General features: G+C 63.0%; 20 protein-coding genes. 5 read left to right on the top strand and 15 right to left on the bottom strand.

Features of this window, described 5'->3' with window-relative positions; all coding sequences use genetic code 11:
• Positions 1 to 80: 80 nt before the first annotated feature.
• The 6 genes from cysC to BZL41_RS08615 form a co-directional block, all read right to left on the bottom strand.
• Complete coding sequence (gene cysC, locus BZL41_RS29020; protein ID WP_095598914.1) at positions 81 to 1574, bottom strand: adenylyl-sulfate kinase; 1494 nt, start codon at positions 1572 to 1574, stop codon at positions 81 to 83.
• Positions 1575 to 1613: 39 nt separating this feature from the next.
• Positions 1614 to 2750: a sulfotransferase gene (locus BZL41_RS08635; RefSeq protein ID WP_218224482.1), complete on the bottom strand. Its 1137-nt coding sequence runs from the start codon at positions 2748 to 2750 to the stop codon at positions 1614 to 1616.
• Positions 2747 to 3463 carry a hypothetical protein gene (locus BZL41_RS08630; protein WP_095598913.1) on the bottom strand — a complete coding sequence of 239 codons (717 nt, stop codon included), beginning with the start codon at positions 3461 to 3463 and terminating at the stop codon, positions 2747 to 2749. Before BZL41_RS08630 ends, BZL41_RS08635 begins: the two co-directional genes overlap by 4 nt.
• Positions 3464 to 3530: 67 nt before the next feature.
• Positions 3531 to 3863, bottom strand: coding sequence for a hypothetical protein (locus BZL41_RS08625; protein ID WP_174706146.1), 333 nt, complete (start codon positions 3861 to 3863; stop codon positions 3531 to 3533).
• Positions 3853 to 4356 (bottom strand): arylsulfotransferase family protein, encoded by a 504-nt coding sequence (locus BZL41_RS08620; RefSeq protein WP_095598912.1) that lies wholly within the window; start codon positions 4354 to 4356, stop codon positions 3853 to 3855. The genes BZL41_RS08625 and BZL41_RS08620 overlap by 11 nt, the downstream gene beginning before the upstream one ends.
• On the bottom strand, positions 4350 to 5207 hold the full coding sequence (locus BZL41_RS08615) for an arylsulfotransferase family protein (RefSeq protein ID WP_095598911.1): 858 nt from the start codon (positions 5205 to 5207) through the stop codon (positions 4350 to 4352). The genes BZL41_RS08620 and BZL41_RS08615 overlap by 7 nt, the downstream gene beginning before the upstream one ends.
• Positions 5208 to 5399: 192 nt before the next feature.
• On the opposite strand from BZL41_RS08615, the gene BZL41_RS08610 reads away from it, so the two are divergent.
• The gene (locus tag BZL41_RS08610) at positions 5400 to 6140 is read left to right on the top strand and encodes a DUF72 domain-containing protein (RefSeq protein WP_095598910.1); all 741 of its coding nucleotides are present in this window, start codon (positions 5400 to 5402) and stop codon (positions 6138 to 6140) included.
• A gap of 5 nt (positions 6141 to 6145) precedes the next feature.
• Here BZL41_RS08610 and BZL41_RS08605 read toward each other — a convergent pair whose 3' ends face one another.
• Positions 6146 to 7498: a CSLREA domain-containing protein gene (locus BZL41_RS08605; RefSeq protein ID WP_168190969.1), complete on the bottom strand. Its 1353-nt coding sequence runs from the start codon at positions 7496 to 7498 to the stop codon at positions 6146 to 6148.
• Between the two features lie 307 nt (positions 7499 to 7805).
• On the opposite strand from BZL41_RS08605, the gene BZL41_RS08600 reads away from it, so the two are divergent.
• Positions 7806 to 8435: a hypothetical protein gene (locus tag BZL41_RS08600; RefSeq protein ID WP_095598908.1), complete on the top strand. Its 630-nt coding sequence runs from the start codon at positions 7806 to 7808 to the stop codon at positions 8433 to 8435.
• Positions 8436 to 8477: 42 nt separating this feature from the next.
• Here BZL41_RS08600 and BZL41_RS08595 read toward each other — a convergent pair whose 3' ends face one another.
• Positions 8478 to 9026 carry a hypothetical protein gene (locus BZL41_RS08595; RefSeq protein ID WP_095598907.1) on the bottom strand — a complete coding sequence of 183 codons (549 nt, stop codon included), beginning with the start codon at positions 9024 to 9026 and terminating at the stop codon, positions 8478 to 8480.
• Between the two features lie 134 nt (positions 9027 to 9160).
• Positions 9161 to 9562 (bottom strand): hypothetical protein, encoded by a 402-nt coding sequence (locus tag BZL41_RS08590; protein WP_095598906.1) that lies wholly within the window; start codon positions 9560 to 9562, stop codon positions 9161 to 9163.
• Between the two features lie 130 nt (positions 9563 to 9692).
• Between BZL41_RS08590 and BZL41_RS08585 the strand changes: the two genes are divergently transcribed.
• Positions 9693 to 10544, top strand: coding sequence for a CAP domain-containing protein (locus BZL41_RS08585; protein ID WP_095598905.1), 852 nt, complete (start codon positions 9693 to 9695; stop codon positions 10542 to 10544).
• Positions 10545 to 10796: 252 nt separating this feature from the next.
• Here the strand turns inward: BZL41_RS08585 and BZL41_RS08580 are convergent, their stop codons facing one another.
• The gene (locus BZL41_RS08580) at positions 10797 to 12803 is read right to left on the bottom strand and encodes a U32 family peptidase (protein ID WP_095598904.1); all 2007 of its coding nucleotides are present in this window, start codon (positions 12801 to 12803) and stop codon (positions 10797 to 10799) included.
• Positions 12804 to 13001: 198 nt separating this feature from the next.
• Here BZL41_RS08580 and BZL41_RS08575 point away from each other — a divergent pair, with 198 nt between their 5' ends.
• Complete coding sequence (locus BZL41_RS08575; protein ID WP_095598903.1) at positions 13002 to 14033, top strand: sterol desaturase family protein; 1032 nt, start codon at positions 13002 to 13004, stop codon at positions 14031 to 14033.
• Positions 14034 to 14061: 28 nt separating this feature from the next.
• Here the strand turns inward: BZL41_RS08575 and BZL41_RS08570 are convergent, their stop codons facing one another.
• Positions 14062 to 14880 carry a DUF6216 family protein gene (locus tag BZL41_RS08570; protein WP_095598902.1) on the bottom strand — a complete coding sequence of 273 codons (819 nt, stop codon included), beginning with the start codon at positions 14878 to 14880 and terminating at the stop codon, positions 14062 to 14064.
• 221 nt (positions 14881 to 15101) lie between these two features.
• Between BZL41_RS08570 and BZL41_RS08565 the strand changes: the two genes are divergently transcribed.
• Positions 15102 to 15386, top strand: a complete 285-nt coding sequence (locus BZL41_RS08565; RefSeq protein WP_095598901.1) for a hypothetical protein — start codon at positions 15102 to 15104, stop codon at positions 15384 to 15386.
• Between the two features lie 148 nt (positions 15387 to 15534).
• Here BZL41_RS08565 and BZL41_RS08560 read toward each other — a convergent pair whose 3' ends face one another.
• The 4 genes from BZL41_RS08560 to BZL41_RS27900 all read right to left on the bottom strand — a co-directional run bounded on the left by BZL41_RS08560 (position 15535) and on the right by BZL41_RS27900 (position 18893).
• Positions 15535 to 15879, bottom strand: coding sequence for a cupin domain-containing protein (locus BZL41_RS08560; RefSeq protein ID WP_095598900.1), 345 nt, complete (start codon positions 15877 to 15879; stop codon positions 15535 to 15537).
• 246 nt (positions 15880 to 16125) lie between these two features.
• A complete protein-coding gene (locus BZL41_RS08555) occupies positions 16126 to 16662 on the bottom strand; it encodes a transposase (RefSeq protein ID WP_095598899.1) in 537 nt (178 codons plus the stop codon).
• Entirely contained in the window at positions 16611 to 17201 is a 591-nt protein-coding gene (locus tag BZL41_RS08550) for a Bro-N domain-containing protein (protein ID WP_371916502.1), read from the bottom strand. Before BZL41_RS08550 ends, BZL41_RS08555 begins: the two co-directional genes overlap by 52 nt.
• A 981-nt stretch (positions 17202 to 18182) precedes the next feature.
• Positions 18183 to 18893, bottom strand: a complete 711-nt coding sequence (locus BZL41_RS27900) for an SAVED domain-containing protein (protein ID WP_143518049.1) — start codon at positions 18891 to 18893, stop codon at positions 18183 to 18185.
• Positions 18894 to 18967 lie beyond the last annotated feature (74 nt).

The raw sequence follows: 18967 nt of genomic DNA, 5'->3' as shown, positions 1-18967 counted from the left end.
CGGCTTACGGAGTTTGGACAACGCCGCGCAAGGATATGATCGCGTGGAGGGCCCGGGGTGTCCGCAGGCTGGTGCGGCGCTCAGAGCATCCCGCGCTGGCGCAGCAGGTCGATCACCTGCTCGGCCAGGGTGTCGACGTCCAGCTCGCCGGCCGACAGGTGCAAATCGGGCGCCTGCGGAGGTTCGTAGGGGCTGTCGATGCCGGTGAAGTTCGGCAGGGTACCGGCCCGGGCTTTCTTGTACAGGCCCTTCGGGTCGCGGGCCTCGCAGACTTCCAGTGGGGCGTCGACGAAAATTTCGAGGAACTCGCCGTCCTCCAGCAACTCGCGGACCATGCGCCGCTCGCTGCGGAACGGCGAGATGAAGCTGGCCAGGGTGATCAGGCCGGCCTCGACCATCAGTTTGCTCACCTCACCGACACGGCGGATGTTCTCCACCCGGTCCTCGTCGGTGAAACCAAGGTCGCGGTTGAGGCCATGTCGTACGTTGTCGCCGTCCAGCAGCATGGTGCGCTTGCCGGCCGCCTGCAGGCGCTGTTCCACCCGATCCGCGACCGTCGATTTCCCCGCGCCCGACAGGCCGGTGAACCAGAGCACGCAAGGCTTCTGCGCATTGGCTGCGGCACGGCTGGCCTTGTCCACCTTCATGGCGTGACGGTGGATGTTGGTGGCGCGGCGCAGGCCGAAGGCGATCAGGCCGCACGCCACCAGGGTGTCGTGGGTGCGCTCGTAGAGTCGGAAAGTGCCGGTGGCCGGGCATTCGCCCGCGGCATTGAACGGCAGCGCCTGGTCCAGTGCCAGGTTGCAGAAGGCCAGGTCGTCGCGCCGCAAGCGTTTGGCCGCCATCCGCTCCAGCGTGTCGATCTGGAGCAGGTGCTTGATCTCGCTGACCCGTGCATCCACTTCGCGGTCGTTCAGGCGCAGGCGATAGACACGCCCCGGATACAGCGGCTGGTCATCCAGCCAGAGCAGGTGGGCGGCGAACTGGTCAGCGACCTGCGGCTGCGCATCGGCGGCCACCGGCTGCTTGTCGGACGGCAACTTCGTGTCCGCTTGCAACTGCGCCAGCAGCGTCGGCCCCTGGTACCAGGGCAGTCTGCCGGACGGCTCGACGATGTTATCGCTCCCCTCGAGACTGAGCGGAATGGCGGTGAGCTGTTCGATTCCCAGGCGCTCGGCGTAGGCACGGTACTGGTGGCGAAGGCGCGCGAAGACGTCTTCGCGCCAGCCCATCCGCTCCATGCCGGTCACCGCCAGCAGCAACCGACGGACGCCCAACTGCGAGGCGAACAGGCCGTAACGATGCGCTTCGGTGTCGATTCCCCGCTGGGCATCCACCACCAGCAGCACCAGCGGTTGCGGGCCGGTGTCGCTCATGCGTGCCAGCCAGTGAGGCGGATGCTCGCCGACGTGGAGCGACAAAGATGGACTGCCCGACCCGGCGGCGTCGCGCAGGCGCTCGGCCAATACCCGGGTGCCGATATCCGGCGCACCGCTCACCAGCACCGTCAGATGGCCCGACAACGCGGCTTCCGGTTGCAGGCAGGGGCCCGGAGTGGCGGAGGTATGGCGCATGCAGAAGCCCTCACTGGCGAATGGAAACGGCGGTCTCGCTCAACCGCGTGGAGCGTAGCCGAAACGGACGGCGACCGGCTGGGTGATCGCCTCGATCAGCGCCCGCTCTTCTTCGTTGAAGTCCGGTCGGTAATAGCCCGGAGCATGCAGCCCCGTGGCCGCTCGTTCGAGGTCCGCCGGCTGGATGTCCAACTGGCTGTGCGCGAACACCTTGCCCAGGGTTTCTTGCGGCGCGGCGCAAAGGTCTTCGTAGCGCACCACCAGGCAGGCTTCGCGCAGCGCCGGGTCGGCGTCCAGGGTGTCGGCGACGTGGCAGTACACCGCTGTCCAGTAACGGGCCCAGCCCTCGACCTCCTGGCCCGCTTGCCACAGCGCCATGATCCGGGCGGTGGCGACATCGTCGCCGACGTTGATGGGGCGACGGTCCAGTCCGAATTCGTAGTGCCCGACCCGGCGCATGTGCTCCAGCGCGCGGGGTTCCGCCGTCTCGCCGGCGACGAAGAGCTTCTGCTGCTTCATCAGCGAAGCGATGTGCCAGACCGGTTCGCGGATCGCCAGGATGAAGCGCGCCTCAGGATAGAGCCGGTGAAGGTAGCCCAGGCGCACCAGGTTGTAGTTGCCCTTGGCTACGTAGCGCTGGCGATCGCGCACCGCCAGCAGCTTGCGCAGGTGCTCGTCGTAGAAGCGTTCGAAGGCTGGATTGGTCGCGTCGCGGCCGAGCACCGAGCTGTGCGCCGGGTCGTGGGTATCGGGGAAGAACGCCATCCAGAGCATCTCCTCGAACGCCTCGGGGCTTTGCGAGGTGACTTCGATGCCGTCCTTGTGGGCGCGCTCCCGGGCGGTTTCCTCGCTCTGGGGTAGCAGCGCCAGCCAGCGGTTCCACCAGTAGGGGGTCAGCACCGGCGGAAAGTCGATGTAGCGGTGGCTGGCCACCGACGGGTGCGCGGCCAGCCGCTCCAGCAGGATGGTGGTGCCGGAGCGCGCCAGGCCGGCCACATAGACCGGGCGATCGACCCGCAGATCGTCGATGGCCTCCTGTACCAGGCGGGTTTCCAGGTTGCCGAGGGTGATCCAGGTCTGCGGCTTGCGGTGGACCCAGCCGCCCAGCAGGTGCATCCAGATCGGTACGCTGAAGCCGGGGTTGTCCGCCGTCGCGGCTTTGCTCGCCGCGCTCATTCGATGCGTGCCCAGCGGTAGGTGAGCAGCGAGACGAGCAGCATCCCGGGTAGCAGCAGCGCCAGCCAGGAGCGCATCCAGGGTGGTCCGAAGGGCAGATAGGAGCGCTCCGGCAGACCGATCTCGACACGCTGCACGGCGAAATCGTCCGGCAGATAACCCAGCGGGTTGGCCGCCAGCCAGTTCCACCAATGACGCCGCTCGATCACCGGCACCGGCGCCGTCACGGGGATATCCAGGGCATCGGCACCGCTGGCGCGTACGCGCAGCACCGGGGTGTCGCCGTCGCCCAGCCATTCGGCGAAGAAGGGGGCGGGCACCACGTTGACGCTGGGTGCCTGGTTCGCCTCCGGGTAGTCGTAGCTGTAGGCCTTGTCGATCCAGTTGAGCAGGGCGAGCAGGGGCAGCATGGAAATCAGCGTCGGCAGGATGACCAGGCCGAGATGCCTGAACGCGGCGCGGAACTGGCTGCGGATCAGCGGGCCGGCTTCGCCGATCTCGCCGTCGAATTCGTGCAGCCGCTGGCGCGCCTCGCGGGCCTCGCGCTTGGCCCGGCCGATGGCGGCCTGGGGCGACAGCCAGCGGTACAGGAGCAGCGTTCCGGCGCCGGCCAGCGTGGCCCAGAGCAGCAGGCGGGCCGCCGGTGGAAAGACCAACGCCATGCCCTCATCGAGGGCGGCGAACAGCGGTGCGGGCAGGTCCAGTAGTCCCATGGCATCCTCTCGTCAGGTCTGCTGGCACACGGGAGCGCTTCTGCGGAGGCGTGTGCCGGGGCGGCGCTCAGTGGCGCATCGATTCGGTCTCGCTGCGCCGTGCGGGGGCCGGGTGGGTGTCGCCGGCCGTTTGCTGCGCGGGTGCGGGTTCCTGGGCCGCCTTCTCCGCGGCAGCCTGTTCCGCCTTGCGCCGGCGCCGCATGCGGCGAATCGGCCACATCACCACGTACAACACCGCCACGCCGACAGCGGCGACCAGCCCCCAGAGGGCCGCCAGCAGACCCAGCCCGGCGCCGGGTCCGACATAGGCGTGGGCGGCCAGCGGCAGGATGGTCCAGAGCGCGACGGCGACGGCGGCGAGGGCGAAAGGCTTGGTGTGTCGCTGGGTATCAGGGGTCATGGCGTTCACCTTGTTCAGGGCTATCGAGGAGGCGGCGAAAATCCGCGTCGAGCTCTCCGTAAGCGAGGCGCTGTCCTGAGGAGACGATGGGGATGTAGCGGTCGTTCTCGCCTCCGCGCACCGGGTTGACGAACTCCCAGGCAATCGTGCCGTCGGGCGTCACTTCGAAGAGCCGGCCGCCGTCGGATTCGGTCACGAGCCGATTGCCGTTGGGCAGCCTCTCGGCGGAGCTGCGCACATAGCTCTCGAAGGGGTGCGCATCGTCTCCCTCGTAACTCCAGACAATTTCATGGCTGCTGGGGTTCACCTCGATGAGGCGCGAGATGTTGCGTTCGCGGTAGTTGCCGGCATTGTCGAAGAGGCCGAGATTGCCGTTGGGCAAGGCTCGCGCGTCGTGCTGGACGATCCACGGACCACGTGTCGCCCAGCTGAGCGTGCCGGTTACCGGATCGACCAGGGCGACGGCGCTAATGTTGCGGAACGAGATCAGCACTTGGCCGGGACGGCCAGCGGCCGGGGCGAAAACGGCGCTGCGCGCGCGTCCAGATAATCGACGCTGTTGGCGTGCAGCGGGTCGGCCACGGCATAGCTGGGCGTCTGGTACAGCGGCTCGGCGTAGCGCGAATCGAGAAAGGCGCGCACCAGCGAGACCTTGTTCAGCTCGCGGCCGGTCGCGGCGTCCAGCGTCACCAGGAAATCGTCCAGCCAGGGCCGTTCCAGGCCGTGCAGGCCGGGAATGTCTTCCTCGCTGAAGGCGTGGCTCAGGGTGACGATGCGGCCATCGCCGGTGAGCACCAGGTCGTGGTGGGTTGCGCCGTGGTAGGCCCAGATCAGCTTCGAATCGCGGTCGATGCGGATCAGCCCGTAGCCCCAGGGCGTGTCGTTGTCGGCGGTGATCACCACCAGCAGATCGCCATTAGGCAGCAAGCGAACCTTGTCCCAGTAGATCCGGTCCTCTGGCCGCGGGGCCCGGCCCTCGGGGTTCTCCTGCCAGATCTCGCGGTAGGGCAGCTCCCAGCGGTGCAGCACCTTGCCCTCCATGTCGATCAGTTGCGCGTAGCTACCGTCGCCGGAGGTGTAGAGCGTCACGCCGGGGTAGGCCCGCTGCGGATCGTGCAGAGTGACGCCGCGTTCGCTACGGCGCGCTTCGCGCCACAGGTGCGTCTCGGTGTACAGGTCGGTGGCCGACAGCTGGTTGATGGTCGCCTGGGCTGCCTTGTAGGCGTCGTCGAAATAGCGGAAGGGAAACGTCCTGGACAGCATCAGGAACGCCCCGGCCACGAACGCGAGAAACACGATAGCCACGCAGAAAACGGCAAAGCCGGCGCGATCCGTCTTGTCCATCCGACCTCCAGGGCACGTTGAGCGAAGAGGGCGCCGTTCGGCTGGCGCCCATGGAGTCGGACCCTGATCGCCGGGGTGCGTTCGCGAGGCCGCGCCAGTGTCGGAGCGAATCGGTAACAAGATGCTGCTCGGGGGGGGAGGTACGGAATTCGTGCTGCCGTTTCGGGCTCGAAGCAACAGGAGGACACGCCGATGACGTATCCCTCGATGAGCGGCTCAATCCACCTGGGCTGTGCGGGCTGGAGCCTGCCCCGCGAGCAATGGCCTGCCTTCGCGCCGGAGGGCACGCACCTACAGCGCTATGCGTCGCGCCTGCCGGCCGTGGAGATCAACAGCTCGTTCTACCGCCCGCACCGGCCTGCCACCTATGTCAAATGGGCCGAGAGCGTGCCGGAGGACTTTCGCTTCGCCGTGAAGATGCCGAAGCGGATCAGTCATGAGCTGCGCCTGCGTGAGTGCGACGAGCCGCTGGAGCGCTTTCTCGGCGAATGCCGCAACCTGGGAAAGCGGCTCGGTTGTTTGCTGGTTCAACTGCCGCCGTCGCTGGAATATGACGCGCGGCTCGCCGACGCCTTTTTTACCGGGCTGCGCCAGCGCTACGACGGGCCCCTGGCCTTGGAGCCGCGCCATCGGAGCTGGCTGGATGCCGAACCCTTGTTGCAGGCGCAACGCATCGCCCGGGTTGCCGCCGACCCGGACCCGCTCGGCCTGGCACTGACGCCCGGAGGCTGGGACGGCCTACGCTACTATCGCCTGCACGGCTCGCCGCGCATCTATTACTCCGCTTATGAACGCTCCCAACTCATGGACCTGGCGGAGAAACTGCGGGAATGCCGCACCCAGGGCATCCAGTGCTGGTGCATCTTCGACAACACCGCCAGCGGCGCCGCGACGGCCGATGCGCTGGCCTTGCAGGCACTGCTGGCAGCATGAGGCGTTTATGGCCTGGCCCGCTCGTAGGCCCCCAGATCGCACACGGCGACGCCATCGCCGTCACCGTCACGCGGGCGCGGACGGCGGCGCTGATCGTGGGTGGTGCAGGAGCCGACCCCGGCATCCAGGGCCATGCTGTTGTAGCGCAGCGCATGCACGTAGGTGCGTTCGTCGAAGGCGGTCAGCGGATGAACCAGACGGGTGAGGGTGTGGCGGTCTTCAACGTAGCGATCGGCAGAACAGTTGCCTCCGCCGTCACCCAGCACCAGGCCAATGGCCTCGTACCGATAGCGATTGCCACTGTTCCAGCAGGGGTACGTATATTCCCCCATCTCATCCCAGTTACCGGCGATAAGGCTGTTGCGGATACGCAGCCGGCCGCCGTTGTAAACACCGATACCGATGTTATCGACGATCGTCACGTTAACGAGCTCCAGGCTGGGCGTGCCGGCCTGGTTCGGCTGTTCGTTGACGATCACCGGCGATATGGCGACGTTGTCGCTGAAGGTGGTGTTGGTCAACTTCACAGCGCCTGCCCGATCGTTGACGAGTGTGCCCCCTCTACCGAATTCGCCCACCCAGTTGCCGATGAAGGTACTACGGGCGATATCGACCCGGCCGACGTTATAAATGGCCCCGCCTGAACCGCTTTCTCTCCAGACGTTATCCGCACGGCCTTCTCTGAAGAGGGTGTCTCGCACGAACGCGTCGCCCTGGTTGTACAAAGCGCCTCCATAGCCGGTGCCTTCTCCAGCCTTGGCTTCATTGCGGACGAGCATCGACGAGAAGATACCCAGCGTTCCGAAGTTGGCGATGGCGCCGCCATTGCCCGCATCGTCGGCTCTACGGGCAAGAGCCTGGTTATCGCTGAGCGTCACTCTGTTCAGGATGGCTTCGCCGTGGTTTTCCAGTGCGCCTCCGTTGATGTGACCTGCCCCGCCGCTGATCTTCAATCGCACGAGGGTAAGTTTGGCGTCGGGTCGTACCTCGACGATCCGGTCGTTCAACGCTTCGCCGTGGATTTCGGTACGTGCTTCGCCGAGCCCTTGGATGGCCAGTTCGTCACGGATATCCAGGTCGCCATTCAGGTTGTCGTCTTCCTCGAGAGGGACGCCATTCTCGTCCGGTGCCGCTCGATCGAGGATGTAAGTGGCAGCATCCAGCAGGATGCGGTCCGCACCGGGCAGCTCGTTCGCCGCCTGCACCGCATCGCGTAGCGAGCAATGGGCATTGCACTGCCCATCGAACTGATCCTTCTCGGTGGTGACCAGGAAGTCGACGGCCCCGGCCGTCGTGCCGGCAGCACTGAGGAACGTGAAGGGAATTGCTTTGAACGCCGAAGAAATGAAGCGAGACATAGGTGCATCTCCTTGCGCAATGTCCATGAGAAATGCGGAGACGGCGAGCTTCCGCAGGGGGAGTACGGCACGGCTTAGAGTGGGGCTTGGGGATTTGATTCGAAGCAGAGCGGGGCAAGCCGCTGAACGGTCGAACCGGGCCGGTTCAACCATGAGGCGGGGGCGGGAATGTGAGGTGGCGACCTTTCCGCTTCACAAGGAATGTTGGCAAATTGCTATTATATCCTTCCTTCAATAAAGTGGCGCCTCCGCTGCGATGGGGAGCCTGGAGCGGCGGAAATCCCCTATCTGACAAGGAAGAATCGAAATGAAGCTGAAGATGTTGGGCATGGCACTGGTCCTTGCTCTGACCGGCTGTGCCAGCTTTCCCGGCGACAAGATTCCGGAAACCCAGCTGCCGTCTATGGCCAGCTACCAGCAACGTCCCAGCGTGTTCGTGGACTTCACGTTCTACCAAGGCAAAGCCGGCGACCCCAAGGCCATAGCGCTTCCCCAGGCACGAGACATGCTCAAGCCGCAACTGGAGGCTACGCTTCGCGACTCCGGTCTGTTCAGCCGCTACACCCTGGACGAATTCCAGAAACAACCGGGCGACTACACCCTCAAGCTGGATGTGTATAACAGCGGCTCGACTGGCGCGGCCATGATCGGCGGCTTTATCTCCGGTTTCACCTTTCTGGTGATTCCGGCCACGGTGAAAGACGAATACGCCATGACGTTGCAAGTGCTCGATCCGGAAGGGCAGCCGGTATCCAATGAGCGGAACGACGAGTCGATCCGTACCTGGATCGGCCTCGTGTTCATCCCAATGATGGGATACACGCCAGCCGAGGCAGTCAACGACAGCTTCCGTCGCCAGCTCACGGCTCTGCTGAAGCAAATGGTCGAGCGGCAGGCCCTGAAGTACGCACAGATCCCTTTTCCGCTCCGCGGTTGATCGAGTTCGGCGCGCCCAGTGCGGGCGCGCCGATATTCCCTGTTATTCCTTCATTGCCTTGATGAACGCCGGGTCCCGATAGAGTTCGGCCAGCAGCTTACGCACCAGAGGGTTGAAGGCGTTCGCCGCCGCCGGGATGGCAATGGCGCCCACGAAACTGCTGTTCCAGGCGTCGCTGACCGTCTTGTTGCTGCGGTACAGCGAGCGGTCGCCGTCACGTAGATCGAAATCCGCACTGATTACGCCGTGCCCGGTTCCGATTGGCGCATTCAGCTCGCTACGGCGAAGGCGTACACCCAGGCGGCGCGATGAAGCCGGGTCGAGCAGGCCGGCCAGACGCAGCTCGCTTTCCAGTGCGTTCTGCACGTGTTTGCTTACCGAGCCTTCCGGGCTGCGGATCGGGTTGGCGCGGGCGGACAACGAATCCTGGCCCGAGTCGGCTACGACCTCCGGTGAGCTGAGCTTGGCCAGCGGCGCCTGGCTTTTCAGTGCCTGCACGTTGTCGAAGTTCGGCTCGTAGCGAGGCATGGAAACGCCGCATCCCTGGAGAATCAGGGCGGCAGCGGCAATGGAAAGGAAGCGATTGAGCATGGTGAATCCGTTCGGGATAAATGAAGGGCGCAGGATGCTAGCACAATGATGTCTTGTCCCGGATTGCGCTTCGCTTATACGGGCTACGATTCTTTTCGCCAGCAGAGCTGGCTCCTACGGGGCGGCTTTGGGGCTCAGGCATCGCGCAGCAGGTCGTGGGCGTCGAGCAGGCGGTAAGCGATTTCCGGATTCCTTTCCAAGCCACGGCGGATGGCGGCGGGGATCGACTGGCGGGTCTTGCGGCACAGGCCGGGCTGTTCGTCGATATGGATCGCAATGCCACGCATGCTGCGCACTTCGTTGTAGCCGGGTTCGACAGTCAGTCGGATGCCGAGTTGCTCGTACATCCGTCGCTGCATATGGTGCAGGTCGTCCAGGCTGCGCAGGTTTTCCAGCCGCTCGAGCAGGCGCTTTTCCTCGTTGCGGGTCAGCAACAGGATGCGTACGCCGCTGCCGGACGTTTCCAGCAACTGCTCGCGCCCGCAGTTGCAGGTGCCGGGCGGGCAGGGGGAGCGGAGGGGCGGTGACTGGGTCATGACGCATGATCATAGCCAGCCGGCTGCGGGATTGCCCATGGCCGACGATCATTCCACACGGCAATCCAGCCATGGCGCGAAAAGGCCCCGATCCCGCATCATGGCTGCAATCAGGTCGAAGGAGAGTTCCATGCGCGCCATGTCGTTCCTTTCACGCTTCGCTGCACTCTGGCTGGGGCTGGTCGTCAGCGCGGCCGCCATGGCGGCCGAGGAAGCGCAACTGGTCGAGGCGATCAATGCCTACCGCAGCGAGGTCCAGCGGTGTGCCGGCCGCGCGTCGGAGCCGCTGCCGCCGCTGGCGCCCGATTCGCGACTGGTATTGTCGGCCGGTGGCGTGGGGGATTTGCAGCAGGCGCTGGCCGGTACCGGCTACCCGATGGTCAACGTCCAGGCGATCAGCCTCTCCGGACCGCGCGACGCCCAGTCGGCCATGAAGGCATTGCGGGAGACCTTCTGCCAAGTGGTGCTCGATCCGCAGTTCGTCGACATCGGCGTGAGCCGCCAGGACCGCGACTGGCGCATCGTGCTGGCGCGCCCGCTGCTGACCGGGCGTCTGGGCGATTGGCAGGCGGAAGGGCAGCAACTGCTGCAACTGCTCAACACGGCTCGCGCCCAGGCGCGCCAGTGCGGCGGGCAGTCCTTCACCGCGGCGGCGCCGCTGACCTGGAACGCCGCCCTCGGCTCCTCCGCCGAAACCCACAGCCGGGCCATGGCCAACGGTAACTTCTTCGACCACCGCGACCGCGACGGCCGCACCCCTGGCGACCGGGCGGAACTGGCCGGCTACAACGGCCGGCAGATCGGCGAAAACATCGCCGCCGGTCTCGACACCGCTCGCAAGGTGGTCGACGGCTGGCTGGCCAGCCCCGGCCATTGCGCCGTGCTGATGAACCCGCAGTTCAGCGAAGTAGGCGCCGCCTACGCGGTCGATCCGAAAAGCGACGCGGGCATCTATTGGACAGCGGTGTTCGGCACGCCTTGAGTGGCGGCTTGGGTCATGGCACCTGGGTAGAGCGGCGATGCTCCGCCGGGCGAATGGACTTGCCCCTACACGAAAGCTGCGAGCCCACACGAATTGCTCCCTCGCCCCTCTGGGGAGACAACTACAGGGATGTAGGAGGTAGAGCGACGCAGGATGCCCAAGCCGAGGGTTGGGTGAGAGGGCGGATTTTCGAGCCTGCTCATAGCTTTCGGCCTGCACACACCGGGCTACGGACTAGGATCTCCCAGCCCGTCACGCCCGCCCAGGACGGTTGCGGATGGTCTTCAATAAATCTTCAGGCGTAATGCTGGCAACAACCTGGCCGGCAGCGCTGCCGGGCTGGGGCAGGTCGAGGATGTGGCCCTTGATCTTGCCGACCACGTGCATCTCGCACGGCTTGCAATCGAACTTCAGCGTCAGCACCTCGTCGCCGTGCACCAACTGCATCGGCGCGACCTTGGTGCGCACGCCGGTGACGCCCTTGGCCTGCTTCGGACACAGGTTGAAGGAGAAGCGCAGGCAGTGCTTGGTGATCATCACCGGCACCTCGCCGGTTTCCTCGTGCGCCTCGTAGGCCGCATCGATCAGTTGCACGCCGTGGCGGTGGTAAAAGTCGCGGGCCTTCTGGTTGTAGACGTTGGCGAGGAACGACAGGTGCGCCTCCGGATACACCGGCGGCGGATCGCTCTCGGCCTTGCGCCCGCCGCGCGGATGAGCCGCCACGCGGGCCTCGGTGAGTGCCTCGATGGCCTCGCGACGCAGCGCCTTGAGCTGCGAGGCGGGGATGAAGAACGCCTGCGGCGCATCCAGCTCGACGCCCTCGGCGTGGTAGATGGTGGTGCCCAACTGGGTCAGCAAATCACGCAACTGCTCAAGGGCCTGTTCCGGCTTGTTCGCCGCGCCGAAGGGGCCCTCCAGCCGCACCGTGGCGTTCACGCCTTCCTCGCTGGTGGCGGTCAGCGCCAAGCGCTCCTCGCGCAGCGTCGCTTGCCAGCGCACACCGATGCGGCGCTCGGCGGAGGTCTTCTGCAGCGCCTGCTGCCAATCATGATCCAGGTTACGACTGAGCGGATGATTCGGCCGCAGCCGGGACAGCGCTTCGGGCATCTCGTTCGGCTCCACCCTGTAGCGCCAGCGCTTCTCGCCATCTTCCAGGAACTCGCCCTTCAACTCCGCGATGTTGGCGCGAAAGCCCACCACCTCGCGCTTCACCAGCACATTGAGACCGTCGCCGTTGGACAGCGGCGCCTGGGTGATAGCGATCAGGTCGCGCTTGTTCACCTTCTCCACATGGCCCACCGGCAGCCCGGTGAAGGTGGGGGAGTCGAAGGCACCGATGTCGACCTTGCGCTCGTTGACGAAGTAATCGGTGCTGCCGCGGTGGAAGGTCTTGTCCGGGTCGGGCACGAAGAAGTGATCGGTACGGCCGCTGGAGGCGCGGGCCAGGTCCGGGCGGTCTTCGAGAATCTCGTCCAGGCGCTGGCGGTAATAGGCGGTGATGTTCTTCACGTAGCCCATGTCCTTATAGCGCCCCTCGATCTTGAACGAGCGCACGCCGGCGTCCACCAGGGCACGCAGGTTGGCGCTCTGGTTGTTGTCCTTCATCGACAGCAGGTGCTTCTCATAGGCCACTACGCGGCCTTGGTCGTCCTTCAGGGTGTAGGGCAGGCGGCAGGCCTGGGAACAGTCGCCGCGGTTGGCGCTACGGCCGGTCTGCGCATGAGAGATGTAGCACTGGCCAGAAAAGGCCACGCATAGCGCGCCATGGATGAAGAACTCGATGGCCGCATCTGTCTCGTCGGCGATGGCGCGGATTTCCTTCAAATTCAGCTCGCGGGCCAGCACCAGTTGGGAGAAGCCGGCCTTGTCTAGGAATTTCGCCCGCTCCAGGGTACGGATGTCCGTCTGGGTGCTGGCGTGCAGCTCGATGGGTGGGATGTCCAGCTCGAGAATGCCCATGTCCTGCACGATCAGCGCATCCACGCCGGCGTCATAGAGCTGGTGCACCAGGGTGCGCACTTGCTCCAGCTCATCGTCATGGAAGATGGTGTTGAGCGTGGTGAACACCCGCGCGTGGTAGCGACGGGCGAACTCCACCAACTGGGCGATATCGCTCACCTCGTTGCAGGCATTGTGCCGCGCCCCGAAGCTCGGCCCGCCGATATAAACGGCATCGGCCCCATGCAGGATCGCCTCGCGGGCGATCTGCACGTCGCGGGCAGGGCTGAGGAGTTCCAGATGGTGTTTGGGCAGGGACATGGCTTTCTTCTTTATCAGGCAAGGCACGGGCAAGGCGCGCATTGTAACGGGCCAGGGGGCGGGAGGCATCCGTGGGGTGCCGGGCGGCGGAAGGCGAGAGCTGCACCGCTGTTTAGCTGAGATGCGCTCTCATATACGAACGATTCGGCTTACCCTTATAATCCGCCACCTTTTCCGATTGGGCCGGCCTGTGCGTATATGGGCGTTTTCGAGACCCTGCATCACTACCTGAACGCCTGGGCGATCGCACCGATCGCAGCCCAGCTCTCCGGCATCTTCGACCTGAACGGCCGCTTCGGCGTGTTGTTCCTGTGCATCTCCTACGCCGTGGCCTATGGCCTGTTCCGCTACCGCAAACAGCGCGGCCTGACCGATGCGGGCTCGTTCTGGCAATTCATCGGCGGCGGCAAGGTGCACTGGCATCGTTCGGCGTTGCTGGATTACCGCTACTACTTCGTGCGGGCCGTCCTGAAAGTGGCGCTGGTGATCCCCATCGTCGGCCTGGTGGACCCTTACATCCTGCGTTCCGCCGACTACATCGCCTTCTTCACCAACCTGTGGGGAGCGCGTCCGCAGCTGGGGCAGAACCTCACCTTGTCGCTGCTGTACGGACTGGGCCTGTTCCTGGTCAACGACTTCGTCCACTACTGGGTCCACCGGGCTTTTCATTGCAGTTGGCTGTGGGAGTTCCACAAGGTCCACCACTCGGCTCCCGTACTGGTGCCGGCAACGGCGAGCCGGGTGCACTTCCTGGAAAAGGTAGTGAGCAAGCTGGTCGGAGCCGTCTGCATCGGCGCCTATGCCGGCGCCTTCTGGTACGCCTGCGGCGGCGAGATCAGCCGCTACACCTTGTTCGGCGTGACCTACCTGATGTTCATTTGCAACGCCCTGGCCGCCAACCTGCGGCACAGCCACGTCTGGCTCTCGTTCGGGCCGGTGGTCGAACACGTGCTGAACAGTCCCGCCCAGCACCAGATCCACCACAGCGATGCCCCCAGGCACTTCCATAAGAACTTCGGCACCAACCTGTCCCTCTGGGACTGGATGTTCGGCACCCTCTATGTCACCACCGCCAAGCCGGAAGACATCACATTCGGCACGGCGGAACAGGACGCCCACCGCTACTTGACGCTGTACAGCCTGATCGTCATGCCGTTCGTCGATACAGTGCGCAAGGTGGTGCCGGGGAAGCGTTCGGCGGTGGCGGGGGCCGAGGCGCCGAGGCTTTGAATTTTCCGTATCGATGATGTGGCGAGTTCTACGGGAACAATAAAAGTTGTTCCGGTTTCTTCGTCATAATGCGGAGCCTAAGGTCGTGTGCAGTCTTGGCTTTGGACCATGCGATGGCGAGGCCGATGATAAGGAATCCTGCAAAAGTGCCCATGAGCACACCGAACGCTCTTTGCTGAAAGATCGTCTTCTTGATGTAAGTGGCGTCTTCGCTTGTAATTAGTTCGCAAATTACCTTTTGGTCGTGATCCAAAAGCTCTGGGATTTCTTTATTACAGTCATCGCTTGTAATGGACCATGAGAACGGATTCCATGAGTGGGCGGTCCCTTTGTTGGCTAGAAACCAAGTGTCCGTGGATTTAACGATCAAGAAGGCGCGATCTGGTATCCCGAGGACAATGAGTGGGCCGATAGCCAATGAAAGTATAATGCCGAGGAACCAATTTTCTTTCTTTTTGGTTTTCAGGTTTGGATCTCTGACTGCGAGGCTGTCTACGTCAAAGTACGAACGAATGGGCATGACTTCTTCCAGGCCGATCCTGTTCTCTTTGAACCAAGCCAAAGTCTGTTCCAGATGTTCCTTGCTTTTGAATTTTATTCCGGTCCTAAGCCGCATGGAGTAAAAATCTTTTACGTTCTTCCACGCCTCGGAAAGATCAGGGTCCGACAGTTCCTTATTTCCTCCCAGTAGGCTCCAGAATCGCTGAAGGATGAAGAATGCCGATCCGGCTCTTCTCCAGCTCCAGAGATAAAGGATAAAAACAAGCGCAAGCCCAATAAGAGGGGCTGCTTTCTGGATGAGTTCAATAATTGCTGAGGACAGCGAAAAGAAATCTTGGGATTGCATTTTCCGGCCTTGGATAAGTCAAAGGATCAGTTCCTGGAGAAGGAATTCTATTGCGGAGGATGGCCAAGCGGAAATCCGGCTGATGCTCTATACCCGGTACTCGTCACCAAATGCCATCCAAACGCCATTAGCTCCCCTGTTCTATAGGGTCTGGATAAGCCCCGTTGTACCGTCTTACTGACCGCCGAGGTTAGGCGGTATCCAGCCAAAAGGACGTCATCATGAACAAGATCAAGCAGGCTCTATGCCTCAGCCTCTCCCTGACCGCCCTCGGTGTGGCGACGCTTCCTGCCCAGGCCAACGTGGTTCGTTCGCCAGCCCAGGCCGAGACGCCGGTTGCGGTCGTCAGCGAGTCGCAGCAAACGGCTCCATCGGTGTTCGCCCAGGTAGAAAGCGCCCAAGGTGTGTCGGTCGCCTCGCTGGCGACCAGTTGTGACGATCCGCGGCCCTGGTACAGGTTCAGCGGTATCGAAGCGCTGACCTGTTTGCTCTCGGGGCAATGGTAGAGCCAGAGGGGCCGGTCAGACCGATGCTGCCAGGGGCGGGGTGGACAAGCGAAGCATTGTCCACCCCAGACTCCGACGTACGGTGACCGTAAAGTCGTCGCCGCGATGGCGACAGCAGCCAATACGGCAAGTCGGTAACGAACAGCCGTCAGGCGAAAACGAAATACTTCCGCACGGTTTCCACCACTTCCCAAGTGCCCTTCATGCCAGGCTCGATCACGAACACGTCGCCTGCCTTCAGGTGCATCGGCGCTTCGCCTTCCGGCGTGATCACGCAATAGCCATCGAGGAAATGGCAGTATTCCCACTTCTCGTAATTCACCTCGAACTTACCGGGGGTGCAGATCCAGGTGCCCATGATCTTGCTGCCGTCCTGGGAGACGTAGGCGTTGAGGTTCACGGTATGCGGGTCGCCGCCGATGCGCTTCCACTTGGTGGCATCCAGCACGGGCGTGGGGCAGGTTTCGCGCAGCACGGTGATGAAGTCGGACATATCAGCTCCAGATCGAAGGGATGAACGGCCCGTCACCATAGGCCCAACGCCTGCGGGGAGAATGCCTGGATTCGACGCCAAAGTGCCTGTGGGCGCAGCGCGGTCACTGATCGTTCCCACGCTCCGCGTGGGAATGCCGCCTGTGACGCTCCGCGTCACGAGTTCCGGCGATCCACTTCGGTCAGCCCCACACCTGCCCGATCGTTCCCACGCTCTGCGTGGGAATGCCACTTGTGACGCTCTGCGTCACGAGTCCCACCGGTCCACCTCGATCAACCCCTCCACCCCGGCATAATTCCGGGCACTGGAATAACGCCAATGCTCCGCCCGGTCCACATACCCGCGCTTCACCGGGTTGAGGTGGATGTAGTCGAGCTTCTCCCGCATCACCGCCTCGCTGCACACCAGCTCCGCATGCGAGCCTTCCTGCCAGAGCTGATAAACCCGGTCGACCTTGTGAGCACGTTTGGCGAAGCGCAGCCGCTGCAAGACCCGCTCGGCACCGCTGCGCTCCAAATGATCGACGAGCCTTCGCGCCGTGTACGACTTGAACGCGCTGAGCCGCTTATCCAGCTCCGGCGCCTGGGCCACGAAGTGCAGGTGATTTTCCAGCACCACATAGCCGTACAGGCGCAGGCCCTGGTGAGCCCGCTGGTAGCGCCAGCAGTCGAGCAGTATGTCCACCAGGGCAGGGCGGGTGAACAGCGGCAGCCACTCCAGCACTGTGCAGGTCAGGAAGTGCGGCTGGTCCGGTTCGGTGATGAGGTAGCGGCTACGGCCCATGTGTTCGTCCTTGAGTCGGGTGAAGGGACGCGGAGCGTCCCGGGCGGCATTCCCACGCGGAGCGTGGGAACGATCGGGTGCGGGCTCATCGCTCCAGCGAGGGCCACTGCCGGTACGGCACCCAGACCATGCCTTGCCAGTGCAGCACCGTCAGCGTCTGGCTCGGGCCGTGGGAGGGTTTCGCGGCGGGGTTGGTGGTGGTCTTGCTGGTGCTGGTCGCGCAGGGCCGGAACCACTTCCTGGGTGATCCATTGGCGGATGCAGCGGTTCTCCGGGTGGTAGTAGTGGATGAGCACGGCATAGAGGGCGGATTCGCTGATCAGCAGCTCATCCCCGTACTCGCCCTGGCCGTCGCGCAGCCAGGCGCGGCAATGCTGGTCGTCATCCAGGCGACGGTGCACGCGCTCTTCCAACAGCGGAATACCCATCAGCCGGCCGAGGTCGCGGGCGCAGAACCAGCATTGGTCCTCCAGCAACACGGCGCGCAGGTGGCGTTTGTGGCGGGTGAAAACGGTGGGAGCCAGCACCTCTTCAGACATGGCGCACCTCCGGGGTGGAGGGGAAAGAGGGCGGGAGGGGTGAAGCGTTTGCGTTGATGCGAAGGAATACAGGCATATCCATGTCCTCAAGGGATACACCGCCGCTTTCGGGAGCAGTATTGCCGCTATGTGAAGCGTTTCTTAGGCGCTGGGCTGCGAGGGTAGGAACTGGGTGAGGGACGGTCAAGGAACGTAGCGGATTGCCGGGAGAAGAATGCCTGGAAATGCTGCCTATCTCACGGTTGCTGACGGTATTCGATCGTTCCCACGCTCTGCGTGGGAATGCAGCCTGTGACGCTCTGCGTCACGCTCCACTGGGCCAGCGTGATCAGTCCTTCTACTTCGGCGCTGCCGCCCGCTGCTTGGTGAAGCAGATAGCAGTGCCGATGGGCAGCTATGCCTGTGAGTTCTCCTCTGGGGGCGCGCGGAGCGTCCCTGGCGGCGTTCCCACGCAGAGCGTGGGAACCATAAGTTTGCTGGCTAGTTAAGTAGATCGAGTATCCCGTCGCTGGTCGACCGGAAACGCCCTAATTGACTGAAGCCAGATTTTGGCTACTGCCTGATCGCTCTAGGCCCAAGCTTGGATGATGGCGTTGTGCAGCCAACAAATCAGTGATCAATAAAGTGATTAAAAGATGATCTGCATTGACTGTGTAACTCCCGAACCGCTCAAACGGATCGTTGTTGAGAATGGGGAGAGGCATACATGCAAATATTGCGGAAATGAGGGAGTGGCAGTTGGTCACGATCTTTTGTTTGACTACATTCTTGATCGGGTAGCTGAGAACACAGCCACTGAGGACGATCTTTCTTCTTACGAATATTGGATGGGCGGTTGCAGGAGCTGAGTGCAACAGGGTTATTGAATTGAAGCGGGAGCATCATGCTGCATAGCCATGGCATTCGGCATCATGGCCGTGCCTGGCGTTTCATCAGCATCCTGCCCATATAGTAGTCCTATCGACATAGCCGACTACGAGGTCAGAGAAGTTGCAGCGTTTTTCGCCATGCGGGCGCTTGCCACTCCCACACAAATACCTCTTCAAACGTCTTTGGTAGCAGCATGCGCCCGATCTCTACACTTGCGCACAGAGGTGTTGCGGGGAATAGATGCAGGACTCTCACTCCTGCTCGAGTCAAGCTCAACACGAAGGCGTTGAACTGGCGCCGGAATTCTTGAACGTGCGCCTCTTGCCGAATGATTCCACGATTGGGGGTTACTGCTCGGAACTCAACAACAGGTAGGTCGGATGGCTGAACAGCTATGTTTGAAATGCTGATAACGGCTCCTGCTTCTCGACCCAATACCTCTGGGACCGTGTAAGTAAATTGCGGCGCAGGACAGGCAGCGTTTTTGTCCCACAGCCAGCGCTCACTGGGGAGATCAAAGACGCTGGCTTCCGTCTTGTCACCTAAGAGTGCACCAAGCTTCATCAGCATCGGAATTGGAGCAAAAGCTGCAATTGTCAGGTGTGCTGTTCCGTTTTTTTCCGTAATGCTGGGATGTATTCGTCGCTCGTACAGCTCGGTAACGATTTTTTCCGCGCGTGGCCAGAAGTCAGGCGAATTGTCGAAAACATCGAAGTCAGCCTTGTCGATGTGAATGTGCCTTTCGACAGGAAAGTGCGTGTAGCCGCTATTCTCTAGCATCGCATAGTGAATTTGGCTTATTAACCCGGCAATCAAATACACGATCTAGGCTGCGTACTGTACGGGCGCATGCCTGAAATATGAAATAACCCGCTCCGGTGTCTTGGCCAAGAATG

Source organism: Pseudomonas sp. PIC25 (genome assembly GCF_002286785.1).
Classification (GTDB): domain Bacteria; phylum Pseudomonadota; class Gammaproteobacteria; order Pseudomonadales; family Pseudomonadaceae; genus Pseudomonas_M.
Note: the sequence above shows the minus strand (reverse complement) of the source record. Positions and strands in the feature narration are given on the sequence as shown.

Excerpts from the sequence above, each read along its gene's own strand:
- BZL41_RS08610 (WP_095598910.1), top strand. The coding sequence starts at position 5,400 with ATGACGTATCCCTCGATGAGCGGCTCAATCCACCTGGGCTGTGCGGGC.
- BZL41_RS08600 (WP_095598908.1), top strand. The coding sequence starts at position 7,806 with ATGAAGCTGAAGATGTTGGGCATGGCACTGGTCCTTGCTCTGACCGGC.
- BZL41_RS08570 (WP_095598902.1), bottom strand. The coding sequence starts at position 14,880 with ATGCAATCCCAAGATTTCTTTTCGCTGTCCTCAGCAATTATTGAACTC.
- BZL41_RS08565 (WP_095598901.1), top strand. The coding sequence starts at position 15,102 with ATGAACAAGATCAAGCAGGCTCTATGCCTCAGCCTCTCCCTGACCGCC.
- BZL41_RS08560 (WP_095598900.1), bottom strand. The coding sequence starts at position 15,879 with ATGTCCGACTTCATCACCGTGCTGCGCGAAACCTGCCCCACGCCCGTG.
- BZL41_RS08555 (WP_095598899.1), bottom strand. The coding sequence starts at position 16,662 with ATGGGCCGTAGCCGCTACCTCATCACCGAACCGGACCAGCCGCACTTC.
- BZL41_RS08630 (WP_095598913.1), bottom strand. The coding sequence starts at position 3,463 with ATGGGACTACTGGACCTGCCCGCACCGCTGTTCGCCGCCCTCGATGAG.
- BZL41_RS08595 (WP_095598907.1), bottom strand. The coding sequence starts at position 9,026 with ATGCTCAATCGCTTCCTTTCCATTGCCGCTGCCGCCCTGATTCTCCAG.
- BZL41_RS08625 (WP_174706146.1), bottom strand. The coding sequence starts at position 3,863 with ATGACCCCTGATACCCAGCGACACACCAAGCCTTTCGCCCTCGCCGCC.
- BZL41_RS08585 (WP_095598905.1), top strand. The coding sequence starts at position 9,693 with ATGCGCGCCATGTCGTTCCTTTCACGCTTCGCTGCACTCTGGCTGGGG.
- cysC (WP_095598914.1), bottom strand. The coding sequence starts at position 1,574 with ATGCGCCATACCTCCGCCACTCCGGGCCCCTGCCTGCAACCGGAAGCC.
- BZL41_RS08550 (WP_371916502.1), bottom strand. The coding sequence starts at position 17,201 with ATGTCTGAAGAGGTGCTGGCTCCCACCGTTTTCACCCGCCACAAACGC.
- BZL41_RS08635 (WP_218224482.1), bottom strand. The coding sequence starts at position 2,750 with ATGAGCGCGGCGAGCAAAGCCGCGACGGCGGACAACCCCGGCTTCAGC.
- BZL41_RS08615 (WP_095598911.1), bottom strand. The coding sequence starts at position 5,207 with ATGGACAAGACGGATCGCGCCGGCTTTGCCGTTTTCTGCGTGGCTATC.
- BZL41_RS08590 (WP_095598906.1), bottom strand. The coding sequence starts at position 9,562 with ATGACCCAGTCACCGCCCCTCCGCTCCCCCTGCCCGCCCGGCACCTGC.
- BZL41_RS08575 (WP_095598903.1), top strand. The coding sequence starts at position 13,002 with ATGGGCGTTTTCGAGACCCTGCATCACTACCTGAACGCCTGGGCGATC.
- BZL41_RS08605 (WP_168190969.1), bottom strand. The coding sequence starts at position 7,498 with ATGTCTCGCTTCATTTCTTCGGCGTTCAAAGCAATTCCCTTCACGTTC.
- BZL41_RS08580 (WP_095598904.1), bottom strand. The coding sequence starts at position 12,803 with ATGTCCCTGCCCAAACACCATCTGGAACTCCTCAGCCCTGCCCGCGAC.